Genomic DNA, 25,752 nt, shown 5'->3' with positions numbered 1-25,752 from the left:
CAAATTGAACCGGCGAATTTGTGACTGCGAAACGTATGCGTCATTCTGATCAGGTCTACGACCGTTATGCCTTAAAAATCCATATCCATCAGGGAGAATCTCAAGAACTCCACTTGCAAGGCTTAGCCCGTCTTCTAATAAGCCTGGTCCAAATTTTTCTACATATCCCTGAAGAACTTCGTACATGAGAGCGTCATGAGTTTTTGGCAATGGCTTGTCATTGCCTAGTCCCATGTCGCCACAAATGGCAATCAATTCTTCAGTGGTTTTTTGTTGCAGCTCAGCAATATTCATAGAGCCTCTGGCCTCGGATAATTAACGGATGGACAACTCATATTTCTCATTTAATACTTAATATTACGTTTACGTGTGGAATAAATTTACGATGAAGCGCCGACAAGCGGGCTAGTTTACCTTACTGTATATACCTAGAACTTGAAATTTCGAATAACAGAGCACATCTTGTGCCTGTTCATTGTCTAACATCCGTCAAAATATTTCAAGTAATTTCACCTACCTATGGCAAACTGATGCTGATCGCCTTCTCTAATAGTTTTCGAAGCTACCGATATAAACTCATCAAATAGAGGGTGAGGGTTTAAAGGCCTTGACCGAAATTCAGGGTGAAATTGTACTCCTACCATAAATGGATGGTCCGTATGCTCGACAATTTCTACGAGCTTTCCGTCTGGTGATAGGCCGCTGGCAAAAAGGCCAGTTTCTTGAAGTACCTCACGATATGAATTGTTAAATTCAAAGCGATGCCTATGCCGTTCCAAAATCTGCTCAACCCCATAAATCGCAGATGCTTTAGAGTTTGGAACTATCGTACAGGGATAATTGCCAAGCCTCATTGTTCCACCCATCGAATCTACGTCCTTCTGGTCATCCATTAAATGTATAACTTGGTTATTCGATTGAGTGTCAAATTCAGATGAATTGGCGTCATTCAAAGCCGCAACTTCCCTTGCATGCTCAATAACCATAACTTGCATACCAAGGCATAAACCCAGATAAGGAATCCCATTTTTCCTAGCGTAGGTGACAGCATTAATCATACCCTCAGTCCCACGTGGCCCAAATCCTCCCGGAACTACAATCCCAGAGACATGTCGCAGTAAGGATTCAGCATTATTGTTTTCCAGGTCTTCAGATTGAATCCAATCAATCGTGACGCTACGATTCTGGGAAAACCCAGCATGCCTCAAGGCCTCTCTTACAGATAGATAGGCATCATGGAGATCGGCGTACTTACCTACTACACCAATCAATACTTCTGGTTGAGGCTGCAGTATCCGATCTACCATTCCCTGCCAATCTTTAAGGTCAGCTTTACCAGAGCTCAAACTTAAGGAACGGATGAGAATATCTCCCAATCCTGCTTCTTCCAGTATAAGAGGCACCTGATAAATATTTTCTACAGTCATTAGAGGGATTACGGCTTCTTTGCGGACGTCACAAAAAAGCGATATCTTTTCTTTTATCTCATCGGATATCTCTAAATCAGCACGGCATACAATTGCATCGGGTTGAATCCCGATTGACCTGAGCTCTTTGACCGAATGCTGAGTAGGCTTAGTCTTAAGTTCCCCAGTAGCACCTATAAATGGCAACAAGGTTACGTGAATGTAGAACGTGTTCTCTCTGCCAATCTCTGAGCGCATCTGCCTGATCGCTTCTAAAAATGGCTGCCCTTCAATGTCCCCAACCGTCCCTCCAACCTCTACTACTACTACATCAGGAGCATGATCGCTTGAAATCCGATGCATAAAGTCTTTTATCTCATTGGTAACATGTGGAACTGTTTGAATAGTGCCGCCTAAATAATCTCCACGGCGCTCTTTTGCTATGACCTGTGTATAAATTTGTCCAGCAGTAATATTGGCAGTTTCAGTAAGCTCAATATCAATAAATCTTTCATAGTGACCGAGATCTAAATCAGTTTCACACCCATCTTTTGTGACAAAGACTTCACCATGCTGATAAGGAGACATTGTGCCAGGGTCTACATTTAAATATGGATCTAATTTTTGAATTGCTACAGATATACCACGGCTTTTTAAAATTCGTCCGATAGATGCCGCGCTTATACCCTTCCCCACAGAACTTGCAACCCCGCCGGTCACAAAAATATATTTCGTGCTCAAATTGTGACCTCACATGGAGTTAAATAAATTTTACGCAAAAAAAAGGGGACACTGAGCCACGATACTTTAAATAACAGACTTGATCGTAGCACGTTCCCCTGCACACATAGATTCTAGGAACGAGGCTTGCCATATGTCAAGTATGGATCAGGTAATTTATATACAGTTTCAATCGTTTTGTAATTCTGGTCCAGAATTTAATTGCTGGCGCAAAAATTCCTCTATCCCTTTAACTGCCTGCTCCGGTTCAGGCATATCTATAGAGTCATTAACCTGTACATTTTCTGTGCTTATATCGTCCAAGTTGGCAATATCCCACTGCCCTTCTAAACGGTGAACATACTCTAACAATTCAGGTTCATCCTGGAGAGCGAGTTTAACGCGTTTATCAAAATTCTGAGATTGGGACTGCAAATGCGCATAATCTAAATTAATTCCAACCAATTGTTCAATTTTTTTTAGAAGCTCAATGCTTACCTTAGGGTTGGGAGAAACCTGCAAATAGTGAGGTGAGTGTCCCCATAAACTCATGCTTGGAATATCCGCTACCCGAACCTCTTCCATTAGCACGCTAGTTATACCTGTGGGGCCAGTGTATTTGGAACGCCTTAGCTGCATCCCTGGGACTTTCGCTGCTATTTCCGGGCTGGACGATCTACCTGTTACTTTAACTTTTCTTGTGTGGGGCACAGCATCCAGCAAAGCACCTACATGCACTACCTGAGATACATGCAATTCTTTGAAGTAATCTACCATCCCTTGGGTGAATGTCCTCCATCTGAAATTAGGCTCCGTTCCTAAAAATATAATCAAATCGGATTTCCCATTGTCATTTTTTGCATAAAAAAATCGATTGCGAGGCCATTGGATATAGCGCTCTCCATCAGAATTTTGCCTGACTTGAGGACGATTACGTGTGAAATTGTAAAACTCTTCGGGGTCAATTTCTGCAAACTGTTCTGCCCCTAGTTGGCGAACTAAATGCCTTAGCGCATGTGTAGCTGATTCAGAAGCATCAGCCCATCCACGAAACGCGTAAAGCACTATAGGAGAATTTAAATCTGAAGGGGGACTATTTTGTTTAAGAAAATCCATGCTTCAAGTGTAGACCCAAACAAAGGGATCAGTCCATCAGGACGTTGTCTATCAGCCTTATGTCACCTAGCTTGACTGATACTAATAGCAAACAATCACCTAAGCCATCCCATTTTTCAAAAGTACTGGGATTTATCATTTCAATATACTCAATGGTACTTATTAAATGCTCACTTTCAAGAATTTTCCTACACCCTTTTTCCAGTTCCGCCATATTATGATTGCCCGCACGATATCGATCTCTAGTTGCAGCAAGTGCCTTAAAAATAATTGCTGCTGCGTTCCGTTGTTCTAAATCCAATCGAACATTTCTACTGCTAATTGCAAGTCCATCCTCTTCTCGTACCGTTGGGCATACGGTGATACCTACAGAAAAATCTAAGTCATTTACGAGCTGCGTTATCACTGCAACTTGCTGGGCATCTTTTTGACCCAAATAGATTCGATCTGGAGATACTTGGTTCAGAAGCTTTGTCACTACAAGTACAACTCCGTTGAAATGACCGGGGCGCATGTCGCTCTCCAAACCTTGAGCTGGCCCATTAACACTTACCGAAGTAGAAAACCCTTCCGGGTACATAGCTGAAATGCTTGGAATATAAACACCATCTACACATTCATCCCGCAACTTAAATAAATCGTCATTTAAAGTTCTTGGATAACTATCGTAGTCTTCTGTGCTATTGAATTGAGTAGGATTTACAAAAATTGAAACTATAACTGTAGTGCACTCTTTACGAGCCTGTTGAATTAGAGATATATGGCCTTGATGTAATGCGCCCATCGTTGGAACTAACCCAATTGGTTTTGAGCAATCTTCCAAGAATTTATCTAGGCAAGTTTTCGATTCGAATACCCGCAAAGCTATAGATCTTTATCTGCAAGTAAATCATTTAGTACTTGCGAATCAATATAGGAAGATTCTTTTGAGGTTGGGAATTTACCGTCGCGCACTTCCTGGGCATAGCCATTCAAGGCATTCAAAACCACCGCGTTAATATCTGCATATTGCTTTGAATGCCTGGGAGAGTGTGAACTAAACCCTAAAATGTCATTAATTACTTGAATTTGGCCATCACAATAATTGCCAGCACCAATTCCGATAGTTGGAATCGATAATCTTTCGGTAACTAGTTTTGCAAGTTCTGACGGGACAGCCTCAAGCACAACTGCAAATGCGCCAGATTCTTGGAGGATTTGTGCGTCTTCGATCAAATTTTTTGCCTGATCAAAAGTCCGAGCTTGAACCATATAACCACCCATTTGATGTACTGACTGTGGAGTTAGCCCTAAGTGCCCCATTACAGGAATTCCTAGTTCAGTTAGTTTGCGAATTACATTTGCAACGGGCTTCCCGCCTTCAAGTTTCACTGCCTGTGCACCCCCCTCTTGTATTAAGCGCCCAGCATTTCGTAAAGACTCTTCAATAGTTACGTTATAGGTAAGGAACGGCATATCCGCAACAATTAGTGAGGACTTGGAAGCTCTTGCCACCGCTTTAGTATGGTGAATCATGTCGTTTAGAGTGACCGGGATAGTTGAGTCGTAACCTAATACAGTATTGCCTAAGCTATCTCCTACAAGTATCACTTCGATTGATGCCTCTTCTACAAGTAGGGCCATTTGGTAATCATAAGCAGTAATGCACGTAATCTGATTACCTGCTAGTTTCATCTCTTTTAGAGCAGTTGTTCTTAATCGCATTGTAGTTCCTCTTGCCCAATCCTGAAGATATCTGACCAATCCACATTACTATCCGAAATACCATTTTCCTGTGCAATCATGACTGACAATAGGCTAATTTGCTCATAAAACGGCCATAATGAAGGTAAGTGCCTTTCTATTAAGTCCTTATGCAAATTTACTGTTCCTTTATCACCTCTAATAATCGGACCCGTCATTGCACTGGGCACTCCAAGTTCTTCTATAGCATCCAGAGTAGACCTTGCTATTTTTAAGATAGCATTAAATCCTTTCTCTTCAGAAAGACCTGTACTAGTCCACAATAATGCAGCCGAATAAATTAAAGTAGCTAAATACCCGCAGCTCATAACTGATGAAGCGTGGTACAAAGGGCGTAAATCAGACGGAATCTCTATGGGTATTCCGCCAAGATTCAATGTCATTTCTCTCAATATTTCTGTCAAAGAAACTTCAGCCTGAATACCAAAGGTAACACCCTCAAGGGAAGTAAATTTATTAAACGTTTGGTAAGGATGCCAAGAACCAACGCTTGCACCCATTCTTTTAGCGTAGTCCAGTTTCTCTAATGAAGAAGCTCCACTACAATGAACCGCATATTGCCTTGAATTCCAGTAAACGTTAGATGCAACCTCAGAGATAGCTGAATCTGAAGTCGTTATAAATATTAAATCAGCATCAACATCTTTGATTTCACTAACACATGAACCAGGAATTCTTTCACTAAGAGCAACGGCAGAACTATGCGAACGACTTGAGATTGAAGTAATTAAATATCCCTTATCATGCAAAGCAGGCGCCAAAATTTGCGCCAGTCTGCCTGCTCCAATGAAACCAATTCTAAAATTTTCACTGCTCATTTTTGCCCTTACTTGCACTGGGAAACCCATAAAGTGATGTAGCATTCTGCACTGCAGCAACAATTGCCCTGCTTACTACTAGGGGTGTAAGTGCAACCAAGCGCGGGAATTCATCGGATGCGTCAATTTCACCAGTAGCAAGCGCAAACATAGTGTCACCATCGTGGATAGTATGTGTGGGCCTAATAGCTAGGGCTAATCCGTCATGCGCTATCATTGCCAATCGGTTAGATTGGGCCTTTGTTAAATTAACATTCGTGGCAACTACGCCTATAGTTGTGTTCCCTAAATGCTCAGGTTGAATGGATTTCTGTTTACCATAATTGTGATCAGCAAAAATCGAAAAACTGTCTTCTGGTCGACCACCTATTGCATTGGGGCCAGCTAAAAGCTTTCCATCATAGGCGTCATGTACTCCACCAACAGAATTAACAACCACTAATGCGGACAGCACAACACCGTCCCCTAAATCTATAGAGTAACTACCCAAGCCGCCTTTCATCGCATTATCTATACCTAAAGCCTTACCCACAGTCGCACCAGTACCAGCCCCGACAGTACCTTGCGGTACGGTATCTGCGACAGCGACAGACGCAGCAAGATAACCATTCGCGGCATTAGGAGTCACGGAATTTCCTATGTTCAAATCAAAAATAATAGCTGAGGGGATAATAGGGATCACATGCTTTCCGACCATATGTCCAATATTCTTTTCTGCTAGGTATTTCATCACACCAGATGCAGAATCCAGACCAAATGCACTACCGCCACTCAGAACTATGGCATTGATTTTTTCTATAGTATTTTCAGCGCGAATAAGATCAGTTTCTCTAGTGCCAGGCGCAGCTCCTCTAACATCAACTCCAGGTACTGCACCTTCTTCAGCAATTATGACGGTACAACCCGTAGCATTGCTGAGATCGGTATAGTGGCCTACTTTAAGACCGTGAACATCTGTCAATGTACCGTTCATAAGATCGAACTCACCTCTTATCGATACGCATATCAAAGAGAAATTCTATGGAAAAGCTATCTGCCGAGCGGTCAGATGCAGATTTAGGATACTTATAAAAAGGAATTCTGGTCAAACATACTTATAGCATTTGTGTATATCTATAATTAAATCTGCCCAGATCGCTGGAAAATTTTGCCTTCCGTTGCGATTGTTGGTGCAACTACAAGTTCAGCTTTTTCATGGAATTCTTTTACCGTTTGTGCTCCGACCATACTCATACTAATTTGCAAAGCACCAACAAGGTTTTGTGTTCCATCAGTACGATGACTAGGCCCAAAAAGCACTTCATCGAGACTTGCTCGCACCCCAACGTTGATACGAGTTCCTCGTGGTAAAGCAGGGTGTGGGCTAGCCATGCCCCAGTTAAAACCTCCACCAGGAGCCTCGTTTGTTTGTGCAAAAGGAGTACCAATCATTACACCGTCTGCACCAGCAGCTATAGCCTTACAAAGATCTCCCCCGATTCGTATACCACCATCAGTAATAACCGTAACGTATTTTCCAGTACGCGCAAAAAATTCGTCTCGAGCTGCAGCAACTTCCAATGTAGCTGAAACCTGTGGGACCCCCACTCCAGTAACGTCACGTGTTGTACATGCAGCTCCAGGGCCAACACCAACTAGAATCCCATCAATCCCCTGCTCCATTAACTCTAGTGAGGCACTACTTGTGACGGTATTGCCAACAAGTACCGGTACGCCTATCTGGGAAGTTAATTCATTGAGGCGTAGTCCTGTAAAGCTATTAGAAATATGTCGAGCAGTAGTAACAGTAGATTGGACTACAATGATATCTGCACCAGCTTCAACAGCTAGAGGCGCTAGACGTTTAGTACCTTGCGGAGTGACAGAGACTGCTGCCACAGCACCAGTTGCCTTGATTTCCTCGACGCGCCTCCCCACAAGGTTTTCATTGAATTTCGCCGTGTAAACACGCTGAAGCACATCAGTGACGTTCTCCTTAGGAGCAGAGCTAATTTCCTTTAAGGCGTCAGTAGGATCTTCATATCTACAATACAAGCCTTCTAGATTCATGACTCCAAGGCCACCAGCACTAGCCATCAATCCAGCAAATTGAGGATCAACTATGGCGTCCATAGCCGAAGCAAGTATTGGAATTGTGAAATTATAGGGCCCTATGGAGAGATCTGTACGAGAAAGGTCGGGGTTGGTAGTAACGTCACCTGGAACAATCGCAACTTCCTCAAAACCGTAGGTCCTACGCAATTCTCGAAGTTGAATTCCAGGTAGTACCATTTGGCCCCCATTTAGTGCTGTGTATTGAGAAACGACTCTAGCAAAAGCATCCTAATGAGTCAATCTAATTGAGATTGATTTCACAATACCAATACCATCCAATTTTACAATCCATTGGGTTTGTCGTTGACTCGACGACAACTCCAATGCTACATTCGTCGGAGGAGCGTTAGCACTTGGATACATCGACTGCTAATACAACACATAATCAACCTGCAGGCCTTAACTTACGTCGACAGACGCTGCTTGAAATAATAGTTGCAGATTATATTCAAACGGCGGTGCCGGTTGCCTCTCAGCAACTAGTAAAAAGGTATGCGTTACATGTCAGCCCCGCAACTATCCGCAACGATATGGCTGAGATTGAAGAACTTGGCTATATCTCAAGGCCGCATTCCTCTTCAGGAGGTATTCCTTCTGACCCTGGCTATCGTTTTTACGTAGAGAGAACTATCAAGTCGTCACAATTGCCCGATAATTTTGAAAGTAACGTCCGAAAATCTATACACCCAGATACAGCAGATCCAATACTTTGGGCCAAAAGTGCAGCGGAGGTACTATCAAGCGCCGTCACCAATTTGACTATTGCAACGACAATTAAGCCAGTAGTAGCGCGTGTTAAGCAAATACAATTGGTGCACCTACATGACAATGATGCTTTATTGGTAGTCGTTATGCAGGAAGCTAGGGTAAGTCAACGGATGGTTCGTTTCGAAGGGGCCGTTGATCAAAATGCTATGACTGATACTGCAAACCACTTGAATACTATTATTACAGGTTGCAGTGCAGGTGATCTTCGTAAATTGTGGGATAGCAGAAGTAGCGAATCTACGCTTTATGATGCGGTGATAACTGAAACAATCCATGTTCTGACTGATGTACAAAAAAACGATACCCAAATTTTATACACCAATGGGCTACGCAATTTACTAAACCAACCTGAATTTCAATCGCGACAGAAAGCTCAGGATGCTGCAGGAGTATTAGAAGAGCGATCCTTATCAAAGATTTTTGCAGAACCCTCTGTACCATCAGAAGTAAAAGTAATCATCGGTGAAGAAAGTCATGAGGAAAGCCTCCGACCGTACAGTATCGTATATGCAACTTACGGGACTCCAGGCGGAGACATGGGAATAATTGGCACACTTGGGCCTACTAGGATGGATTACGGGAAAGCAATTGCCAGTGTCCAATACTTATCTAAGTTTCTAAATGAACTGATCCTAGCCCTAGAGAATCCTCAATAGATATGACCACAAAAAGAGATTATTACGAAACATTAGGCATTAATAGAAATGCCAACGAGGAAGAAGTACGCAAAGCGTTCCGCAAAAAGGCGATGGAATTTCATCCAGATCGTAATAAAGAACCAGGTGCCGATGCGAAATTCAAGGAAGTCAACGAAGCCTACCAGATATTAAGCGACCCAAATAGACGTGCAAAATATGATCAATTTGGGCACGCCGGAGTAAATTCATCCGGAGGTCAAGGCTTTGAGGGATTTGATGTTTTTGGGGGATTTGGCGACATATTTGATGCATTTTTTGGAGGCGGAACCACTCAGCGCTCCAGAGCTAGATCAGGAAGAACACTACAGACAAATATTTCCCTCACATTTGAAGAAGCCGCATTTGGAATAACCAAAGAAATTGAAATTACCAGAGTAGAAAAATGCGCAACATGCGCTGGGAGTAAATCAGAGCCCGGTACAAATCCAGAGCAGTGCATTAATTGCCAGGGCAGTGGCAAAGTTCGACGTACTCAACGCTCTGTTTTTGGTCAATTCGTAACAGAGGCAATATGCAACGTTTGTACTGGAAGTGGAGAAAAAATTCTCAACCCTTGCAAGGCCTGCAGAGGGCGAGGACGGGAAAACAAATCTCATAAAATTAAAATTCCGATACCAGCAGGTGTATTTGAAGGAGCAAATCTCAGCCTAGATGGGCAAGGCGATGCCGGTGATTATGGTGGCCAAGCAGGCGACCTTTTGGTAAATATTCGAATTATGAAGCATAGCATTTTCAAACGTGCTGAGAATAATGTTCTGTCCGATCTGGAGGTGAATTTCCCAGAAGCTGCACTTGGCACTACAGTCGAGATTCCTACGCTCGATGGAATAGTGGAAGTAAAAATTCCATCGGGTACACAATCTGGCGAAGTATTGAGGCTTAAGTCCAAAGGTATACCCCACCTCAACAAAAATGGTCGGCGCGGTGATCATATTGTCAGTATCCATGTTGCCACTCCCTCAAAACTATCCAAGGAACAACGTGATCTTCTAGAAAAGCTCCAAAAGTCCATGAAAGAGTCTTAATGACAGAAAGCTTTTGGATCGAATTCAAAGTAAAAGTCCCTTTTGAATACGTAGAACCAGTAGCGGAGCTATTCAAAAAATACGGTAAAGACGGCCTTGTGATTGAACATGAAGGCGGATGGAATCCCGACGAGGGAGAATCCCCGCCAGAAAGTCCTAGCGCAATACTCAGAACTTACATTCCTCAAACTCCTGCTTTTAAAACAAACCAAGAAATGTTGCACATAGGGCTGCAATTGATCGGTAAATTAACTGAACTGGAACAATTTGAAGAAAGAAAGATTGAAGAAAGCGAATGGGAAAACGCTTGGAAGGCTCATTTCACTCCGCTACGAATTGGGAAGCACATAATAGTACAACCTCCTTGGCATAAACTTGAGCCAGATAGTAAAAGTATCGTAATTGAAATTGACCCAGGGCTAGCATTTGGTACTGGCCACCACCCTACAACAAGACGAACATTGCAATGCTTAGAGGAATTCATAAAGCCCGCAGATAATGTACTTGATGTTGGATCCGGATCGGGAATATTAAGTATCGGAGCGGCCAAACTAGGAGCTGCAAAAGTACTTGGAGTTGAAATTGACTCAGTAGCGGTAAAAGCGGGAAGGGAGAATTTGGTATCAAACGCCGTTTCGGGGAAAGTCCGCTTTTACAACGGGTCGCTACCAAACCCAAATATACCTTTCGAATGGTCTGATTTGACATTGGCTAACGTCAATTCAGTAGTACTTGCAAAATTAGCCCCTGAGTTGAATCGTAGCTTGAAACCAAATGGTACCTTGATTACATCTGGAATACTTATGAATCGACTAAAGGAAGTAGCAGATTCATTTAGTAACAATGGTTTTCAAATTATTGAGCAATTCCAAGATGACGATTGGATAAGTTTAGTAAGCAAAAAATCTTAGTTTTCTTGCTTAATAGATCGATTCATAAATTCATTCAGTGCACTAGACGGCGACACAGTACCTTTGATTATTCGATTGGTCATCTCAATGATCGGAATCTCAATGTTTAAATTTTCGGCTAACTCTGCAGCACTAAAGCTAGTCCAGACCCCTTCAGCAATTTCTCCACCAAGTGAGCGAATTGCATCTTCAGAGGATTGTCCGTTTGCTAAAGCCACTCCAACTCGGTAATTGCGGCTTTGCGTGCTGTAACATGTCGCCAGTAAATCACCTAATCCAGCATTTCCTGCAAAAGTTGAAGGCTGTGCACCACATGCTACTCCTAAGCGAGTCATTTCAGCTAAGCCACGGTTGATAAAACCCGCTTTAGCATTGTCTCCCAAGCTCATTCCATCGCAGATACCAGCTCCAATTGCAATAATATTCTTAAGAGCTCCTGCTATTTCAGTGCCAACAATATCTGTATTGGTATAAACCCTAAAAACATTTGAGTTAAGCACCGATTGAGCGATTAAAGAGGCCTCTTCGGAAGAGGAAGCCACGACGGAAGACGCAGGTAACCCCTGAACTATTTCGCGAGCTAAATTCGGTCCGGATAAAACGCAAATTAATTCTTGGCCTATTCCTAATTCTTCATGAAGAATTACACTCATACGCTTAGATGTTTCTTTTTCCAGACCTTTTGATGCGGAAATTACAATTGGATCATTTTTTATTGAAGAAAAAGCCCTTCGAGCATTGTCTCTCATAGAATTGCTAGGAACCGCAAATACGATAATGCTTGCATTGGAAAGCCCTTCTGTCCAATCCGACGTAATCTCTAATAAGTCAGGGAATCGGTAACCAGGCAACCTGTTTTCAAAGCTACGCTCTGAACTCAGAAGTTCTGCTTCATCCAATGTGCGAGCAATCAAGCTTACCTTGTGACCTTGGCGAGCTAGTATTATAGACAGAGTGGCTCCCCACAATGTCGTACCTACAACCGCAATAGAATCTGGTTTCAAGGTACCCGCCTAAGACCTTGCAACAATTTCATTAAAAATACGTTCACAAATTGAATCCGCACTCATGACTCCAAGATCTTCTCCAGACCGTAGCCTGACAGCGGCTCCATTTAATTCCTGCTCCTTATCACCAACAATCAACATATATGGAATCTTATTGACTTGAGCTTGACGAATTTTGGCACCCATCCGCTCACTTCGGCTATCCACGTCGGAGCGGATATTTCTACCATCAAGAGAAGTTTGTAGCTGATACGCATAAGGAAGATGCCTATCTGCAATTGGAATAATTTGGGCTTGAATCGGTGCTAACCATGTGGGAAAGGCTCCTCCAAAATGCTCAATTACTACACCCAAAAATCTCTCTAGGCTACCAAGCATTGCCCGATGTATAACGACAGGTCTTTGGCGTACGCCCTCTGAATCTACATATTCTAAGTCAAATCGTTCAGGCAAATTATAGTCAAGCTGAACAGTGCTCAATTGCCATTCACGACCAATTGCATCTGCGATAAAAAAATCTATTTTAGGGCCATAAAATGCTCCCTCATTGGGGATAGGCTCATATTCAATATTTTTATTATCCAAAGCAGACGCTAATGCGCCTTCAGCTATGTCCCATAATTTATCAGTCCCAATCCTTTTTTCAGGACGTAAAGAAAGTGCAACCCTGACGTCATTAAATCGAAATACATCAAAAGTCTCTTGCACCATAGATATAAATGCTGAAATTTCCGATTCCACTTGATCCGGTGCGCAAAATATATGCGCGTCATCTTGCGAAAAAGTTCGTACCCTGGTTAATCCGTGAGTAACACCTGATCTTTCAAAACGGTGAAGTCGTCCAAAATCTGCATAACGTAAGGGTAGATCACGGTAGGAGTGCAAATCTGCGCCATAAATTAAAGCCGCAGCTGGGCAATTCATTGGCTTTACACCAAATTCTCTGTCTTCAACGAAAGTGAAGTACATATTTTCTTTGTAGTTTTCATAATGACCTGATTTTTTCCACAATTCAGCATCAAATACTTGGGGCGTGATCACTTCTTTATACCCATAACGTTGATATAAATCCCGCACGTAATCCACTAAAGTGTTACTAAGAGTGGTCCCATTGGGGAGGAAAAACGGACTAGCCGGGGCAATGGAATCGAAAAAAAATAATCTGAGCTCCTGCCCTAAGCGTCGATGGTCTCTTTTTGCAGCCTCATCTAAGTTATGCAAATGCTCTTGGAGTGCATCCTCGGATTCCCATGCAGTGCCGTAAATTCTTTGAAGCATTGCATTTTGCTCATTACCTCGCCAGTAGGCACCAGCTACGCTCATTAATTTTACCGCCACAATATCGGCGCTGTTATCCACGTGAGGACCACGACATAAATCTACAAAATCTCCATGTGAATATGTACTTATTGTTTGATCAACTGGAATTGAATCAATAATTTGTAGCTTGAATTCCTGATTCGAAAAATATTTTATCGCTTCAGCGCGACTAATCTCAGAATATTTGAACGCGATGCTCTGTTGAATCGTGTGAAGCATGTGTTTTTCGATTTTTTCAAGATCCTCAGGAGTAAAAGGGCGTTCCACTGCAAAATCGTAATAAAATCCGTCATCTGTAGATGGACCAACTGCAAATTGGGCATCAGGAAATAATGCTAAAACTGCATCAGCCATGACATGTGCTGCAGAATGGCGAATCCTAGCCCGTAGATCAATTAGATCTTTCTGTTCAATAGAAATTTTTTTTATTGGCATACCAATCTCTTATATACAAATATGCAAAAAAGCATATTTTAATGGACCTCGAGATTGTACACCGGAACAATTGAGATGACCTAGGTAAGGAATGTTAAAATTAATACAGTTATGATGAAGCTGGGGGCCATTTTTATGAAATCTGTATACGACGAAGCTGCAAATCTCTCTAGTTCTGAGGAAGATTTTGTAATAGCGAAGGTTATTCATACTCAAGGGTCCACACCTCAAAAACCAGGGGCAAGTCTTCTGGTGAAAAAAGACGGGTCCACGGTTGGAACTCTTGGAGGAGGATGCGTAGAGGGAGACATTTGGTTTGCCGCCAAAGAAGCATTGAGAGAAAAATCGGGTCCGTCTTACAAAAGGTATTATCTAAATGAAGATATCGCTGCACGCGATGGGCTCGTGTGCGGAGGAACTATGTATTTTTATATAGAACCCATAATTGGCCAAGGCTCAAAACGAGAAATACCGGCAATGATATCCAGCGCTTACGCTGGCGAAAAAAACCTATCTGTTGCTACGGTCGTCTCGAGTAATCGATTGGAAATTGGATCCCAGCTTATCATTGATTCAACTGGTGTACTTTCTGGAACTTTAGGGGACTCCAAGCTTGACGTAGAAATAACTCCGAAAGCAATTTCTCTTATGGAAATGGGGAAGACTCACAGATTCATTACTCAAGAAAATGATGAAATATTTATAGAAGGCTACACTGCCCCCGCCTCAATAGTGCTGGTCGGTGGGGGGCATGTGAATTTACAAGTTGCAAATCTTGCACATACGCTTGGATATCGGATTATGGTCACTGATGATAGGCAAGAATTCTCTAGCAAAGAACGCTTTCAAATGGCTGAAATGGTCAATACTGCTCCTTATGAAAAAGGTTTAGATTTTTTCCCTATTACGCCTAACACTGCGATAGTCATAGGTACTAGAGGTCATAATTTTGATGATCTCGCACTTTTCAGCGCAGCGAAAACAAAAGCAGGATATGTTGGACTCCTAGGTAGTACCCGCAAAACAATAATGATTTATGAATCCTTACTTAAGCAAGGCGTCCCAGAAAGTAGGCTCCGCCAAATTCATGCGCCTATCGGATTAGATTTGGGAGGGCGATCACCTGAAGAAATAGCTCTCAGTATCATGGCCGAAATTGTCGCATGGAGACATGAGCGTAATGGAGAGGCGATGACAATGGCGGCAAGTCAAATAGACAAGATCGTTAAAAAGGTAAGCAAAATAACATCCAGCGAAAAATAATATATGCCATCTATTGCTGCAGTACTACTGGCCGCAGGCCGATCATCGAGAATGAATACACCAAAAGCATTGCTACCTTGGGGAAATGCAAGTTCTATAATTTCCTACCAAATTGAGAATCTTTCTGCAGCTGGGCTCGACCCAATTATCACTGTAGTCGGCCACGATCATCAATTAGTTTCAGACGAACTCTCGGACAGCAATACTCAAATTGTAATTAACCAAGAGTATGACAACGGACGATCAAGTTCGATTATTAAAGGTTTAAGTAATATAAATACCACTCCTGATGGAATTTTGATTATCTCAGTCGATCAACCTCGCTCGAAAACAATAATCAAAACGTTAATTGATAAATGGATTGAATCTAAGGCATTAATTGCAACGCCATCCTTCAATGGAAAAAGCGGGCATCCTATCATTTTTCACTGCAGTCTAATGCGAGATTTACTATCAATTACTGAAGAAAAGATGGGCCTACGAGAAATAATTCTAAAGTATCAAGACCAGCGAATTTTTGTACCTACGAATGATCCGCATGTTATTACTAACATCAATACGCCAGAGGATTACAGTTCGGCTTTAGAAATGTACAAATCTACGAATTAATAGCAGCCAAAATAAGAAGCCCCGAGCCCAAAAGAGAAATTATCACGCTCAATACTACTCTAAAGTTAATTTTCTCTATCGACCTATTAACTGCATAGGACAACAGCAGTGTAAATACATTGACCAACCGCTGCAGTGGGTTAACCACAACAACGTCAGCTATAGATAAAGCAAAAAATCTTAAAAGTTGGGCAAGAAACACTGCGAGACCTGCGCCTCCAAAAAGGCGCATGTACCTTAAATTAATTGTACCCATCAGTTCTCTCCTGCTAGGTATTGCCAGTGTAGCCACAAGCAATGCTGATGCACCAAAATATGCCGCAAATGTACCTATAGCAGCAGTACGAGTAGAGTCTTCTACGACTGCGCGAATTAACAGTGGGCTTGTACCGTATGCAACGGCAGCTAGCAGCGCAAAGCTATAACCCTCAAGTTGCCTTAGTTCAATCTCTCCAGTTTCGGAGCTGCCTTTCGAGCCAAATGACATAGTGGTGCGCTCAATCATCACGGCTGGTGCAAGTAATATTAAAGTTATCGCAAGTAGCATCAGAGGCGTAAGCTTCTCATCCAGCAAGAGAACAGCCATTCCCACGCTGTAAGGAACTGTGACTGCCTGTATCGGACCTGCACGAGCAGCTCCTACAGCACCAATAGCCCTATAATTGCAATAGCGACCAAAGGCAAAATGGACTATCCCAGCCAAGGCTAGCATCAAGTACCCATTCATAGAAATTTCATCAAAATTGAATAATTGACCAGTAATAGCAACTGCCAAAAGACCAAATGGAACTCCAAGCAATACAGTAATGAATGCTCCTTGGGAGGCCGTTGCACCTGCACTCGCAATTCCTCTACGGACCAGAATTGCATTTACGCTAAATGAAAATGCAGAGAACAGAGATAATATTGCCCCTGCAAGCATTACTCAATCACCCCGTTTTCACGGAGCTCAAAAATTTGATTCTCCGTAAACCCAATAGCCTGCAGTACTTGCGTAGTATCCTCACCCAATTGAGGCGGAAATTTCTCCGGCACAACTGGAGTACGAGAAAACTTCAGAGGATTCCCAGTGAATTTTACTGGGCCAATACTTGGGTGATCCATGCTAATAAACATATCTCTATGGTTAACCTGTGGATCATTCGCCACTTGCTCTATGTTTTGCACTGGGCCAACTGGAACTCCCATTTCACTAAGGATTTCTACCCACTCAATTGTCGTTTTTGCTTTCATGGCCTGTTCAATTATTGGAATCAATTCATCATAATTTTGCGTACGACCCCAACCCGTTAGGTACCTCTGATCATCTATCAAATCTACTCTATCAATCGCCGCACAAAAAAGTGGCCATTGATCCGTAGATCCTCCCATGATTGCTACTACTACGTGCCCATCAGATGTCTCAAATGCTTGAAATGGTGTCGAACTAGGATGGCGAGTACCTATGCGCTCCGGTATCTGCCCAAGAGCAAAATAACGCATAAAAGCGTTTTCCATGATTGATACTTGGCAATCCAACATTGATACATCAATATACTGCCCTTCATTGGATTGATTTCTTTCCAATAACGCAGATTCGATAGCAATAGTGGTAAAAAGTGCAGCGGTAATGTCACCAATGCTTGCGCCAGGGCGCACAGGACCCCTGCCGGGTTCCCCCGTAATACTAAGCATCCCTCCCATACCTTGGACAATCACATCAAGTGCAGGCCTGTGTGCATATGGCCCAGTTTGCCCAAAACCTGAGATCGAGGCCATAATAATTTTAGGGTTTCTTGCCTTAACCGTTTCGTACCCCAAACCTAATCGTTCTATAGTACCTGGTCGGAAATTTTCGATGAGTACATCAGCAGAGTCTATAAGTTGCAGTAGTATTTCCCTACCATCGCTTTTAGATAAATCAATTGCAATGCTGCGCTTACCTCTATTGATACTCATAAAGTAAGTACTGTACTGGTTACTATCCTCTGTAGATTCTGGTGGGCTAAGGAAAGGCCCATTACCTCTAGCTGGGTCACCAGTTACAGGTTGTTCCACCTTTATAACGTCTGCTCCAAGATCAGCCATAAGCATCGTGCAAAAAGGCCCTGACAAAATACGAGTCAAGTCAATGATCCTGATTCCTTCAAGTGGACCCGGCATCAATCACCTCTTAATAAAAACTCGGAATCGCGATTGTACGTTATAAAGGGAAAAAACGCTCGCGTATTTTGATGTCAATCAAATACTGGCTAATCACGGTCAATCTGATCAAAACTTAAGAGGCTATTAACACTGGCTTGTAATTTTTTACGCCTAATTCCATTAATTTCATCCAAAACCCCTTGGGCTGAATCAAATCTAGTACTCAAGTTATCAATTTTTTCAAAAAATTTGGATATCTCGGTACGAAATTTGCCCAAAGAAACAGCAAGATCTCTTGAAGCCTGCGTAAGCTGCATACTTTCAGAAGCTTGCCGAATAACAGCTAATACAGCGAATAGAGTTAATGGTGAGCAACAGACCACACGATTTGATAGAGCAAAATCCATTAAATTTGGAGCTAATCGTTGAAGATCAGTATAAACACTTTCGCTGGGTATGAGCATTAAAGCACAGTCAACAGTCCCGCTGGTTGGATCAATATAATCCCTAGTCGAAACTTCACGTATTTGGGTGCGAACATTTTGCATTAATTGTTTTTGAGCTAATTCCTTATCTCGACCTTCGATAGAATCAAGCATTTTACGATAATTTTCCATCGGGAACTTAACGTCCATGTTTAATCGAAGACCACCGGGCAAAGGGAAGGTGAAATCGGGACGTGAGCCTGATTCCTGCTGAACTTTTTGCCGATAGTAACCTATTCCTTCAATTAATCCGGCAGAAGTCAGGATGTCCTCTGCGATACGCTCGCCCCACAAGCCTCTTAATTGATTATTCGACATAACACGATGTAGTTCATCAGTCTGTGTGCTTACATTTTTCACATGTACTGCGATATCAGCTAGATCGACTTTTTCAGCAACTCGAGAAGCTAATCTATCAAAAGATTCAAGGACAAGCTCCAAGCGCTCTTCTATGGCATTGGGCTCAATACTTGGAGGCTGGCGCAATAGCCTAATAGCAACCCAGAGAGCAAATACGCCTAGTGCTGTGATAAAAACCCCGAGAAAAAGGGACATATAACTAATCATAGGGCAAAGATATATCCCTATTTATGCATCTCGCCAGTTACAAATGTCCCTTACCAGATACTTCCCGTCAGACCTGGGCTAGTTATCGCGCCTTCGCTCGCGGAAGCAACGCTTTTTGCATATTTTGAAAATACTCCAGTGGTATATTTTGGCGCAGGGGCAGTCCATTCAGCTTTACGCCGCAATAGTTCCTCGGAATCTACTTCCAAATTTAATTCTCTATTTTCAACGTCTAGGACTATATAGTCACCATTCTTTACTACACCAATTGGGCCACCAACAGCAGCCTCAGGAGTTATGTGGCCGACCATAAAGCCATGTGTGGCACCTGAAAATCTACCATCAGTGATTAAGGCCACCGTATCACCCAGCCCCGCACCTTGAATTGCTGCGGTTACGCCAAGCATCTCTCGCATACCAGGCCCACCGACTGGGCCTTCATAACGAATTACTACGACATCTCCGTCAACGATCTCTCCATTTCTCACAGCTGAAAAACATTCTTCCTCGCGCTCAAATACTTTGGCAGGACCTCGGTGCAATCTCCTACCATGTCCTGCAAGCTTAACAACGCAGCCTTCTGGTGATAGGTTCCCGCGAAGTATCGCAACTCCGCCATGAGGATTAACAGGCTGATCAATTGGCAAAACTACTTTTTGATCGGGATCCGCTATTGTGGCAGATGCAATTTCCTTAAAACTCTGCCCGCTGACGTTTCGTTCATCAGCATTGACCAAATTCGCAGTGACCAATTGTTGCGAAACTAATCCATACCCACCAGCATTGTATAAATCCTCAGCGACATACTCCCCACCCGGTTTCATGCTAGCAACAATAGGAGTACGCCATGCTATTTCATCAAAATCGTCGACTGTCAATTGAACACCGGCTTCACGGGCAATCGCAAGCAAATGAAGCACAGCGTTAGTTGAGCCAGCAGTTGCAGCAACCCCTGCAATGGCGTTCTCGAATGCCTCCCTTGTCATAATATCTCGCGGTTTTGTATCGCTCTTCAGTAATTCCATTGCAAGTCTGCCGGCTTTCCTTGCTTCATCTGCCTTAGAACTCCCCACCGCAGGCACAGCGTTCGCCCCTGCAGGGCTAATCCCAAGGAATTCTAATGCCATTGCCATGGTATTAGCGGTAAATTGACCACCGCAGGCTCCCGCTCCAGGGCAAGCAGCGTCCTCTATCGCTTTCAGTCGCGCATCATCAATTTTGCCTGCTCCATGTGCGCCAACTGCTTCAAAAACATCAAGAATAGTTATATCCCTGCCATCAATTTTCCCAGGTGCAATCGACCCATTATAAAAAGCTAAACCAGGCAGATTTAAACGAGCCAATGACATAGCTCCAGCAGGCAGTGTTTTGTCGCACCCAACCAAAACTACCAATCCGTCAAAGGAATGCCCTCTTACCACGGTTTCAATGGAATCAGTAATCACCTCTCTACTGACTAAAGAGCCCCTCATTCCTTCCGTGCCCATAGTCACGCCATCCGAAACAGAGATAGTGTTAAATTCCATTGGCGTACCGCCAGCTTCGCGAATTCCTTCTTTTACATATTTAGCAAGTTCTCTTTGATTGTAATTACAGGGCATGGTTTCAATCCAAGTAGTTGCTACCCCAATTATGGGTTTTGAGAGATCTTCGTCAGTGTAACCAATAGCCTTGAGCATCGATCTCGCTGGTGCACGAGAAGGGCCATCAGTCATTTCTGCAGAGTGTTTTTTTAATGGGTTAGTAGACATAAAATCTCCTTGACGGTGTCAGTTTTTCTCAAATCGATGTATTTTTACGCAACAATTATTCTTTCTCTTGCTTGTTTTTCTCTTCTGAATCATCCTCAGCATCATCTGCTAATTCAAAATCAGTAATATGTATTGAATCATCCTCTACTTTCCTTTTGTTCTTACCTCGAAGAAAAGTTGTGCTTTTCGAGACAAACAAGCTAAATAATAAAGAGAAAACTAGTAAGTCGTCTAACAGCCCTAAAGGGGCTAAATCCAGAATGAGATCACGAGGGAGGATAAAATAAGCCATTCCTAAAAGTGGCAAAATTTTGTACCGTAATGGAATAGATCTGCTAAAGATCAGATAGGCTATAGACAAAATTCTTGTAATTATGAAAAACATCGTTTCCCGGACCTCAGTACTAATATACCTCAATTCGCCAGAACCAAAGGCGATGCTTTGATTTATTTAGTACACGGTGAAGATTCATTTAGTTCAAATGAGTTCTTAAAAGAATTACTAGATGCCATTGGTCCTGAAGATCTTAGAGAGTCAAATCTCACACATATTGATAACAATGAATTTACGACGGCAACACTTGGTGCTGCCTGCATGGTGGCACCTTTTCTAGCCAATAGGCGTATGGCAATCGTTCATGGCGCATTGAGCTCCGGCGAAAACCGTAGTCGCACAAGGCGTGCAAAGGAAAAAAAGACAACCGTTCCAGAAGGACTACAGGATTTACTCGTCCAACTACCTTCATTTTCGGATGTTGTTTTCTTCGAAAATCGATTAGCTGCCAAGAATGAACTTCATGATCTTATTACTAGTATTAGCAATAGCCATGGGAATGTTTCGATCAAAGAATTCAGACCACTTCGTAGAGAGGCTATTTTCCAATGGGTTATTGATCGTACGCATATGTATCAAGCAAAAATCACCAATGATGCCAGCGAATCTCTTGTAGACCGGATTGGCTCCAACCTATGGATTCTAAACTCAGAAATTGAGAAATTATCAATTTACTGCAGCAATGGCACCATAACTATTGATGCCGTAAATGAGTTAGTAACTAGAATTCGTGAAGCCAATATTTTCGAGTTAGTTGATGCAATTATGGACCGCAAATATGCAAAGGCACTTAAAACGACTCAACAGCTATTCTACGATGGACAGACCGGAACTTACTTACTATCCATGATCGCTAGTCAAGCTAGGAAAATCGCGATTGCTCAAGAGCTGCTAGAAAAAAACGTAAGCCCCCATGAATGGGGGCCACGCATCGGAACTCAATCTGACTTCGTGATACGTAAAACGGAAAACCAAGCCAAAAGATTCAGTAAAGAGGCTATTATCCAGTTTTACTCAATGCTTCTAAAAACTGATATATCCATTAAATCAAGCAGTAACGACGAAATTGCATTGACTGAACTGATTGCCGAGTCCGTATCTCTTCCGCATAAATAATATTTGTTCAAACTCCACTGTTCTTTAATTTAGTGACACGTATTTGAATTTTCCGAAGGAGTACCGCGTGAACGTGTATACGCAGTACCAATTAATAATGCTAAGTAATTCTTTATGCACTCGTACTTGTTTAAGTCCAGCTCAGCCCGTGCTATTCTGTGTGAGAGCATGCTAGGTACTAAGAGGAGGGCTGCTATGCCGTTTGGACTAGGTTGGCCAGAACTAACGATAATTCTTGTAATTGTCCTTGTAATATTCGGAGCTGGTAGAGTCCCTGAAATCGGGAGAGCCCTTGGCAAAGGTATAAAAGAATTCCGAGGCTCTGTCTCAGACGTTAAAGAGGAAATAGAAGGCGAAGCCTCCGCTGATACTCCCCAAAAAGCATCTTCCTCAAAATCCAAAAAAAAATAATTAAAAAATTTATCTCTTCCAAAACCTAAGTCGTGAAACTAATTTTCTAAAAAATCCTTTTTTTTCTGTATCGTTTTGTGATCTCTTCCTAAGTAGTTGACCTACCCGTGCCAATAAAATACCCAATTCATAAAGCACGATTATTGGAACGGCTACTAACGTCTGATTTACCGGATCGAATGTTGGGGTAATTATTGCGGCTGCAACAAAGGCTAATAATATTGCAAAGCGCCGAAATCTTCCTAGCAACCTTGGAGTAACAACCCCTAAGCGTGCAAGTCCAAAAAGAACTAAAGGTATTTGGAATATGACACCCATCCAAAACATCAAAGAAATTAGAACATTTATATAGCTAGAAATACGAATCTCTGCATTGATATTTTCTGAACCAAAATTGAAAAGAAAATTAAACGCCGGTGGAAATAAAACGTAATAGGCAAAAGCCATTCCTGTAGCAAAGGCAATAATCACCATTGGCAAAAATAAAAATAGATAGACCCGCTCTCGAACAGTGAGCCCGGGTGAGGCAAACATGATTAATTGATAGAGTAGAACAGGAGTAGAAACAGCAAATGCGACCATCAACGTAACTTTGAAAGTGACGCTTACTGTTTCCAGCACTTCAGTCGCTATAGGTTTTTCATCAAGCTGAGAAAACCCTGGTTCGAGCAAAAAATCAAGAATTGTGTCTCTAAAAACAAAAGCCGCAACCATTGTGATTACAATGAAAACAACTATGAACAAAATACGTTTACGTAATTCTTCTAGATGATCCCGGAGCGTCATAACCTCAGCCAAAGCTAAACTTCTCTTTTTTCCGAAGCATCACCACCAACGTCGTCGTTTCTTGAAAAAGAATCTTCAGGTGGAGGTATAGGTTCTAATTTAGTTTTTGGAGAAGCTATTGGCCTATCTAAATCGATAGTGGCAGAATCTGCTGTCGCTTTCAATAGATGCTGAGCCTCACGCCAATACTTACCTGCAGAGCGCGCGGCGTCTATCATTCGGGCTGGCCCAAGTAAAACAAGTGCAATAATCAAGACCCAAAGTAATTCTAAATTACCTATGCCAAAAATATTCATCGCCTCTTCCTGCCCGAAGGCTGTTGCAGTCCCACTGCTTTTTTACATTCTGGGCACCTTGTCAGACCTAACAAAGAAGACTGTAAATCGTTTTTTATTCTAATACCAAACCTTTGCAATAGGTTCAGAGTTGTACACACAGGTAAACCGACAATATTCAAATAGCATCCGTTGATTTTTTCGACAGGCGCAAAATAGTGATTTTGAATTGCATATGCACCAGCCTTGTCCATAGGATCACCTGATGCAATATAAGTCTCGATATCTTCGTCTGAGTATTTCCTCATATGCACTATTGATGTTTTATGGCTAATCAAAAACTCGCCAACACTAACATCATAAGCACAAACTGCCGTAATAACCCTATGCTCTTTATCTCGTAATAAATTGAGCATTTCCCGTGCCTGCTCAGAATCGCTGGGCTTGCCTAAAATTCTCCCGTCAATTTCCACAACCGTATCTGCACCCAAAACTGTTCCTTCAAATGTATCTGATCCGACCGATATAGCCTTTTCATACGCTCTATTCTTTGCAAGTTCTATTGGGTTTGTCCCATCCGGAACCGAAGGTTCTTCAACTGTAGAGGTTTTAACATCAAATTCTAACCCTAGCCCTTGGAGAATCTCTATTCGCCGAGGAGAACCTGAAGCTAATGTGAGTGATTGCCTTGCATTGATCAGATTTAACCTGTCATTGTCCCTGATTAGGGTCGTGATTGATTCAACATGGTGGGTCTGGGGAAACATATCGATCGGTTGTACGTTTTTTATTTTAAAAGGGCCGGCTGTAAGAATAGATAAATCCCTAGCCAAAGTTTCAGGCTCGCACGAAATATACACAATCTTTGGAGGAGGAAAGTCCAGTAACGCATCCAATGTACCTTGCATACAACCAGAACGTGGTGGATCCAAAATTACTGCATCGATTTCATTGCCGGCAATACTCGAAAGCAATTCTTCCGTTTTTGCCTGAAATATCTCCACATTACTAATATCCTTAGTATTAACAGTGGCATCAATCAAAGCAGAAGCAGACTCTTCAACCGCGATTACTTTCTTAGCTTGGTCTGCAATTAGCACAGCAAATGTAGACACTCCTGCATAGGCGTCTACAATGGTTTGAGTACCATCAAGTTCTAATTCATCTATAACTAAACGTGCGATATGTTCTGCCTGGAGAGAGTTTACTTGGAAGAACGAAGGGGAAGAAACTTGAAACCTCTTGCTTAAAAGAATTTCTTCGTAATATTTTTGACCAGATTTGAGCGAAATATCAGGATTTTGAAAAGTTGGCTGAAGCAGATAACTACCCGTATTCATCCCGTACCGAAGAGATAGCTGAGTTGTTTCACTTACTTTCCCTTGAAGCAATTCAATAGCTTCATTGATCCATGGCGCCATCAGTAAGCAATTTTCAATCTCCACATGCTTTCTGCGCTCTTTATGCACATAACCTAATCGCCCACCTTCCTTGCTAACAGTGAAGCGAGCATGATTCCTATAGCCTAATTGTTGAGCGCTCCCAAGTGTTGGTAAGACTAACGGCTCTATTCCACCAATCCGGAAGAGTGCATCAATCAGAATGTCACGCTTTATCTCTAATTGAGTGTCGTAACTAATATGCTGCCATTGACATCCAGTACATCGGCCAAAGAATTTGCAAGGTGCAGAAACCCGCTTATCTGAAGGCACCAGCACTTCAACTACTTCCGCGGCTGTATAGCTCCTGCGTTCCGCTATAACCTGTGCCAAAACAGTCTCACCGGGGATACCTCCAAAAACGAAGATCGTTTTCCCTTCGAAATTGGCTATAGCCTCACCCTGGCGTCCAAAACCATCTATATACAATTTTAATATTGGTAATTCTTTTACATCGTCTTGAGAATTCATAATTAAATACTACCAATGACCATAATTTGTTTGCGCATTGAATAGGGGTTAGCTTTATCA

The 25,752-nt window shown here is 42.4% G+C and carries 25 protein-coding genes; 7 read left to right on the top strand and 18 right to left on the bottom strand.

Annotated features, from left to right (window positions below; translation table 11 throughout):
* The 8 genes from MK127_05960 to MK127_05925 all read right to left on the bottom strand — a co-directional run.
* Positions 1–294, bottom strand: a 294-nt coding sequence (locus MK127_05960) for a transcription termination factor Rho (GenBank protein ID MCH2532336.1), incomplete at its 3' end; no start/stop codon positions are given.
* Between the two features lie 215 nt (positions 295–509).
* The gene (locus MK127_05955; protein MCH2532335.1) at positions 510–2,147 is read right to left on the bottom strand and encodes a CTP synthase; all 1,638 of its coding nucleotides are present in this window, start codon (positions 2,145–2,147) and stop codon (positions 510–512) included.
* 168 nt (positions 2,148–2,315) lie between these two features.
* The gene (locus MK127_05950; GenBank protein ID MCH2532334.1) at positions 2,316–3,242 is read right to left on the bottom strand and encodes a PAC2 family protein; all 927 of its coding nucleotides are present in this window, start codon (positions 3,240–3,242) and stop codon (positions 2,316–2,318) included.
* 28 nt (positions 3,243–3,270) lie between these two features.
* Positions 3,271–4,065 carry a pantoate--beta-alanine ligase gene (panC, locus tag MK127_05945; GenBank protein ID MCH2532333.1) on the bottom strand — a complete coding sequence of 265 codons (795 nt, stop codon included), beginning with the start codon at positions 4,063–4,065 and terminating at the stop codon, positions 3,271–3,273.
* A gap of 41 nt (positions 4,066–4,106) precedes the next feature.
* Positions 4,107–4,946 (bottom strand): 3-methyl-2-oxobutanoate hydroxymethyltransferase, encoded by an 840-nt coding sequence (panB, locus tag MK127_05940; GenBank protein ID MCH2532332.1) that lies wholly within the window; start codon positions 4,944–4,946, stop codon positions 4,107–4,109.
* The gene (locus MK127_05935) at positions 4,937–5,803 is read right to left on the bottom strand and encodes a DUF2520 domain-containing protein (protein ID MCH2532331.1); all 867 of its coding nucleotides are present in this window, start codon (positions 5,801–5,803) and stop codon (positions 4,937–4,939) included. The genes panB and MK127_05935 overlap by 10 nt, the downstream gene beginning before the upstream one ends.
* The gene (locus MK127_05930) at positions 5,793–6,776 is read right to left on the bottom strand and encodes a P1 family peptidase (GenBank protein ID MCH2532330.1); all 984 of its coding nucleotides are present in this window, start codon (positions 6,774–6,776) and stop codon (positions 5,793–5,795) included. The genes MK127_05935 and MK127_05930 overlap by 11 nt, the downstream gene beginning before the upstream one ends.
* A 146-nt stretch (positions 6,777–6,922) precedes the next feature.
* Complete coding sequence (locus MK127_05925; GenBank protein MCH2532329.1) at positions 6,923–8,074, bottom strand: GuaB3 family IMP dehydrogenase-related protein; 1,152 nt, start codon at positions 8,072–8,074, stop codon at positions 6,923–6,925.
* A 176-nt stretch (positions 8,075–8,250) separates the two neighbouring features.
* Between MK127_05925 and hrcA the strand changes: the two genes are divergently transcribed.
* Genes hrcA through prmA form a run of 3 tightly spaced genes read left to right on the top strand, consistent with a single transcriptional unit; the run spans position 8,251 to position 11,299 of the window.
* Positions 8,251–9,321 (top strand): heat-inducible transcriptional repressor HrcA, encoded by a 1,071-nt coding sequence (gene hrcA / locus MK127_05920; GenBank protein MCH2532328.1) that lies wholly within the window; start codon positions 8,251–8,253, stop codon positions 9,319–9,321.
* A 2-nt stretch (positions 9,322–9,323) separates the two neighbouring features.
* Complete coding sequence (gene dnaJ, locus MK127_05915; GenBank protein MCH2532327.1) at positions 9,324–10,388, top strand: molecular chaperone DnaJ; 1,065 nt, start codon at positions 9,324–9,326, stop codon at positions 10,386–10,388.
* Positions 10,388–11,299 carry a 50S ribosomal protein L11 methyltransferase gene (gene prmA, locus MK127_05910; GenBank protein MCH2532326.1) on the top strand — a complete coding sequence of 304 codons (912 nt, stop codon included), beginning with the start codon at positions 10,388–10,390 and terminating at the stop codon, positions 11,297–11,299. The genes dnaJ and prmA overlap by 1 nt, the downstream gene beginning before the upstream one ends.
* Here the strand turns inward: prmA and MK127_05905 are convergent.
* Together MK127_05905 and thrS are read right to left on the bottom strand one after the other, a co-directional pair.
* A complete protein-coding gene (locus MK127_05905) occupies positions 11,296–12,303 on the bottom strand; it encodes an NAD(P)-dependent glycerol-3-phosphate dehydrogenase (GenBank protein ID MCH2532325.1) in 1,008 nt (335 codons plus the stop codon). The genes prmA and MK127_05905 overlap by 4 nt on opposite strands.
* Before the next feature lie 9 nt (positions 12,304–12,312).
* Positions 12,313–14,061, bottom strand: coding sequence for a threonine--tRNA ligase (gene thrS / locus MK127_05900; GenBank protein ID MCH2532324.1), 1,749 nt, complete (start codon positions 14,059–14,061; stop codon positions 12,313–12,315).
* 135 nt (positions 14,062–14,196) lie between these two features.
* Between thrS and MK127_05895 the strand changes: the two genes are divergently transcribed.
* Together MK127_05895 and MK127_05890 are read left to right on the top strand one after the other, a co-directional pair.
* Positions 14,197–15,324, top strand: coding sequence for an XdhC family protein (locus MK127_05895; GenBank protein ID MCH2532323.1), 1,128 nt, complete (start codon positions 14,197–14,199; stop codon positions 15,322–15,324).
* A gap of 3 nt (positions 15,325–15,327) precedes the next feature.
* The gene (locus MK127_05890; GenBank protein MCH2532322.1) at positions 15,328–15,933 is read left to right on the top strand and encodes a nucleotidyltransferase family protein; all 606 of its coding nucleotides are present in this window, start codon (positions 15,328–15,330) and stop codon (positions 15,931–15,933) included.
* On the opposite strand, the gene MK127_05885 is transcribed toward MK127_05890, so the two are convergent.
* From MK127_05885 to MK127_05865, 5 genes are all read right to left on the bottom strand, one after another.
* Complete coding sequence (locus MK127_05885; protein ID MCH2532321.1) at positions 15,923–16,855, bottom strand: EamA family transporter; 933 nt, start codon at positions 16,853–16,855, stop codon at positions 15,923–15,925. The genes MK127_05890 and MK127_05885 overlap by 11 nt on opposite strands.
* Positions 16,855–18,075 carry a CoA transferase gene (locus MK127_05880; protein MCH2532320.1) on the bottom strand — a complete coding sequence of 407 codons (1,221 nt, stop codon included), beginning with the start codon at positions 18,073–18,075 and terminating at the stop codon, positions 16,855–16,857. The genes MK127_05885 and MK127_05880 overlap by 1 nt, the downstream gene beginning before the upstream one ends.
* Positions 18,076–18,164: 89 nt before the next feature.
* Positions 18,165–19,097 (bottom strand): DNA recombination protein RmuC, encoded by a 933-nt coding sequence (locus MK127_05875; GenBank protein ID MCH2532319.1) that lies wholly within the window; start codon positions 19,095–19,097, stop codon positions 18,165–18,167.
* Positions 19,098–19,159: 62 nt separating this feature from the next.
* On the bottom strand, positions 19,160–20,860 hold the full coding sequence (ilvD, locus tag MK127_05870) for a dihydroxy-acid dehydratase (GenBank protein MCH2532318.1): 1,701 nt from the start codon (positions 20,858–20,860) through the stop codon (positions 19,160–19,162).
* 55 nt (positions 20,861–20,915) lie between these two features.
* Positions 20,916–21,245: a DUF1232 domain-containing protein gene (locus tag MK127_05865; protein ID MCH2532317.1), complete on the bottom strand. Its 330-nt coding sequence runs from the start codon at positions 21,243–21,245 to the stop codon at positions 20,916–20,918.
* Between the two features lie 57 nt (positions 21,246–21,302).
* Here MK127_05865 and holA point away from each other — a divergent pair, with 57 nt between their 5' ends.
* Positions 21,303–22,310 (top strand): DNA polymerase III subunit delta, encoded by a 1,008-nt coding sequence (gene holA, locus MK127_05860; protein ID MCH2532316.1) that lies wholly within the window; start codon positions 21,303–21,305, stop codon positions 22,308–22,310.
* Between the two features lie 195 nt (positions 22,311–22,505).
* Positions 22,506–22,721 carry a twin-arginine translocase TatA/TatE family subunit gene (locus MK127_05855; protein ID MCH2532315.1) on the top strand — a complete coding sequence of 72 codons (216 nt, stop codon included), beginning with the start codon at positions 22,506–22,508 and terminating at the stop codon, positions 22,719–22,721.
* 9 nt (positions 22,722–22,730) lie between these two features.
* Here the strand turns inward: MK127_05855 and tatC are convergent, their stop codons facing one another.
* Genes tatC through MK127_05840 form a run of 3 tightly spaced genes read right to left on the bottom strand, consistent with a single transcriptional unit; the run spans position 22,731 to position 25,692 of the window.
* Positions 22,731–23,519, bottom strand: a complete 789-nt coding sequence (gene tatC / locus MK127_05850) for a twin-arginine translocase subunit TatC (protein ID MCH2532314.1) — start codon at positions 23,517–23,519, stop codon at positions 22,731–22,733.
* 2 nt (positions 23,520–23,521) lie between these two features.
* A complete protein-coding gene (locus tag MK127_05845; protein MCH2532313.1) occupies positions 23,522–23,803 on the bottom strand; it encodes a twin-arginine translocase TatA/TatE family subunit in 282 nt (93 codons plus the stop codon).
* The gene (locus tag MK127_05840) at positions 23,800–25,692 is read right to left on the bottom strand and encodes a Maf family nucleotide pyrophosphatase (GenBank protein MCH2532312.1); all 1,893 of its coding nucleotides are present in this window, start codon (positions 25,690–25,692) and stop codon (positions 23,800–23,802) included. The genes MK127_05845 and MK127_05840 overlap by 4 nt, the downstream gene beginning before the upstream one ends.
* Positions 25,693–25,752 lie beyond the last annotated feature (60 nt).

The organism is Dehalococcoidia bacterium, from assembly GCA_022449765.1.
Taxonomy (GTDB): domain Bacteria; phylum Chloroflexota; class Dehalococcoidia; order Lucifugimonadales; family Australimonadaceae; genus UBA2963.
This window is presented reverse-complemented; position numbering and strand designations above follow the sequence as displayed.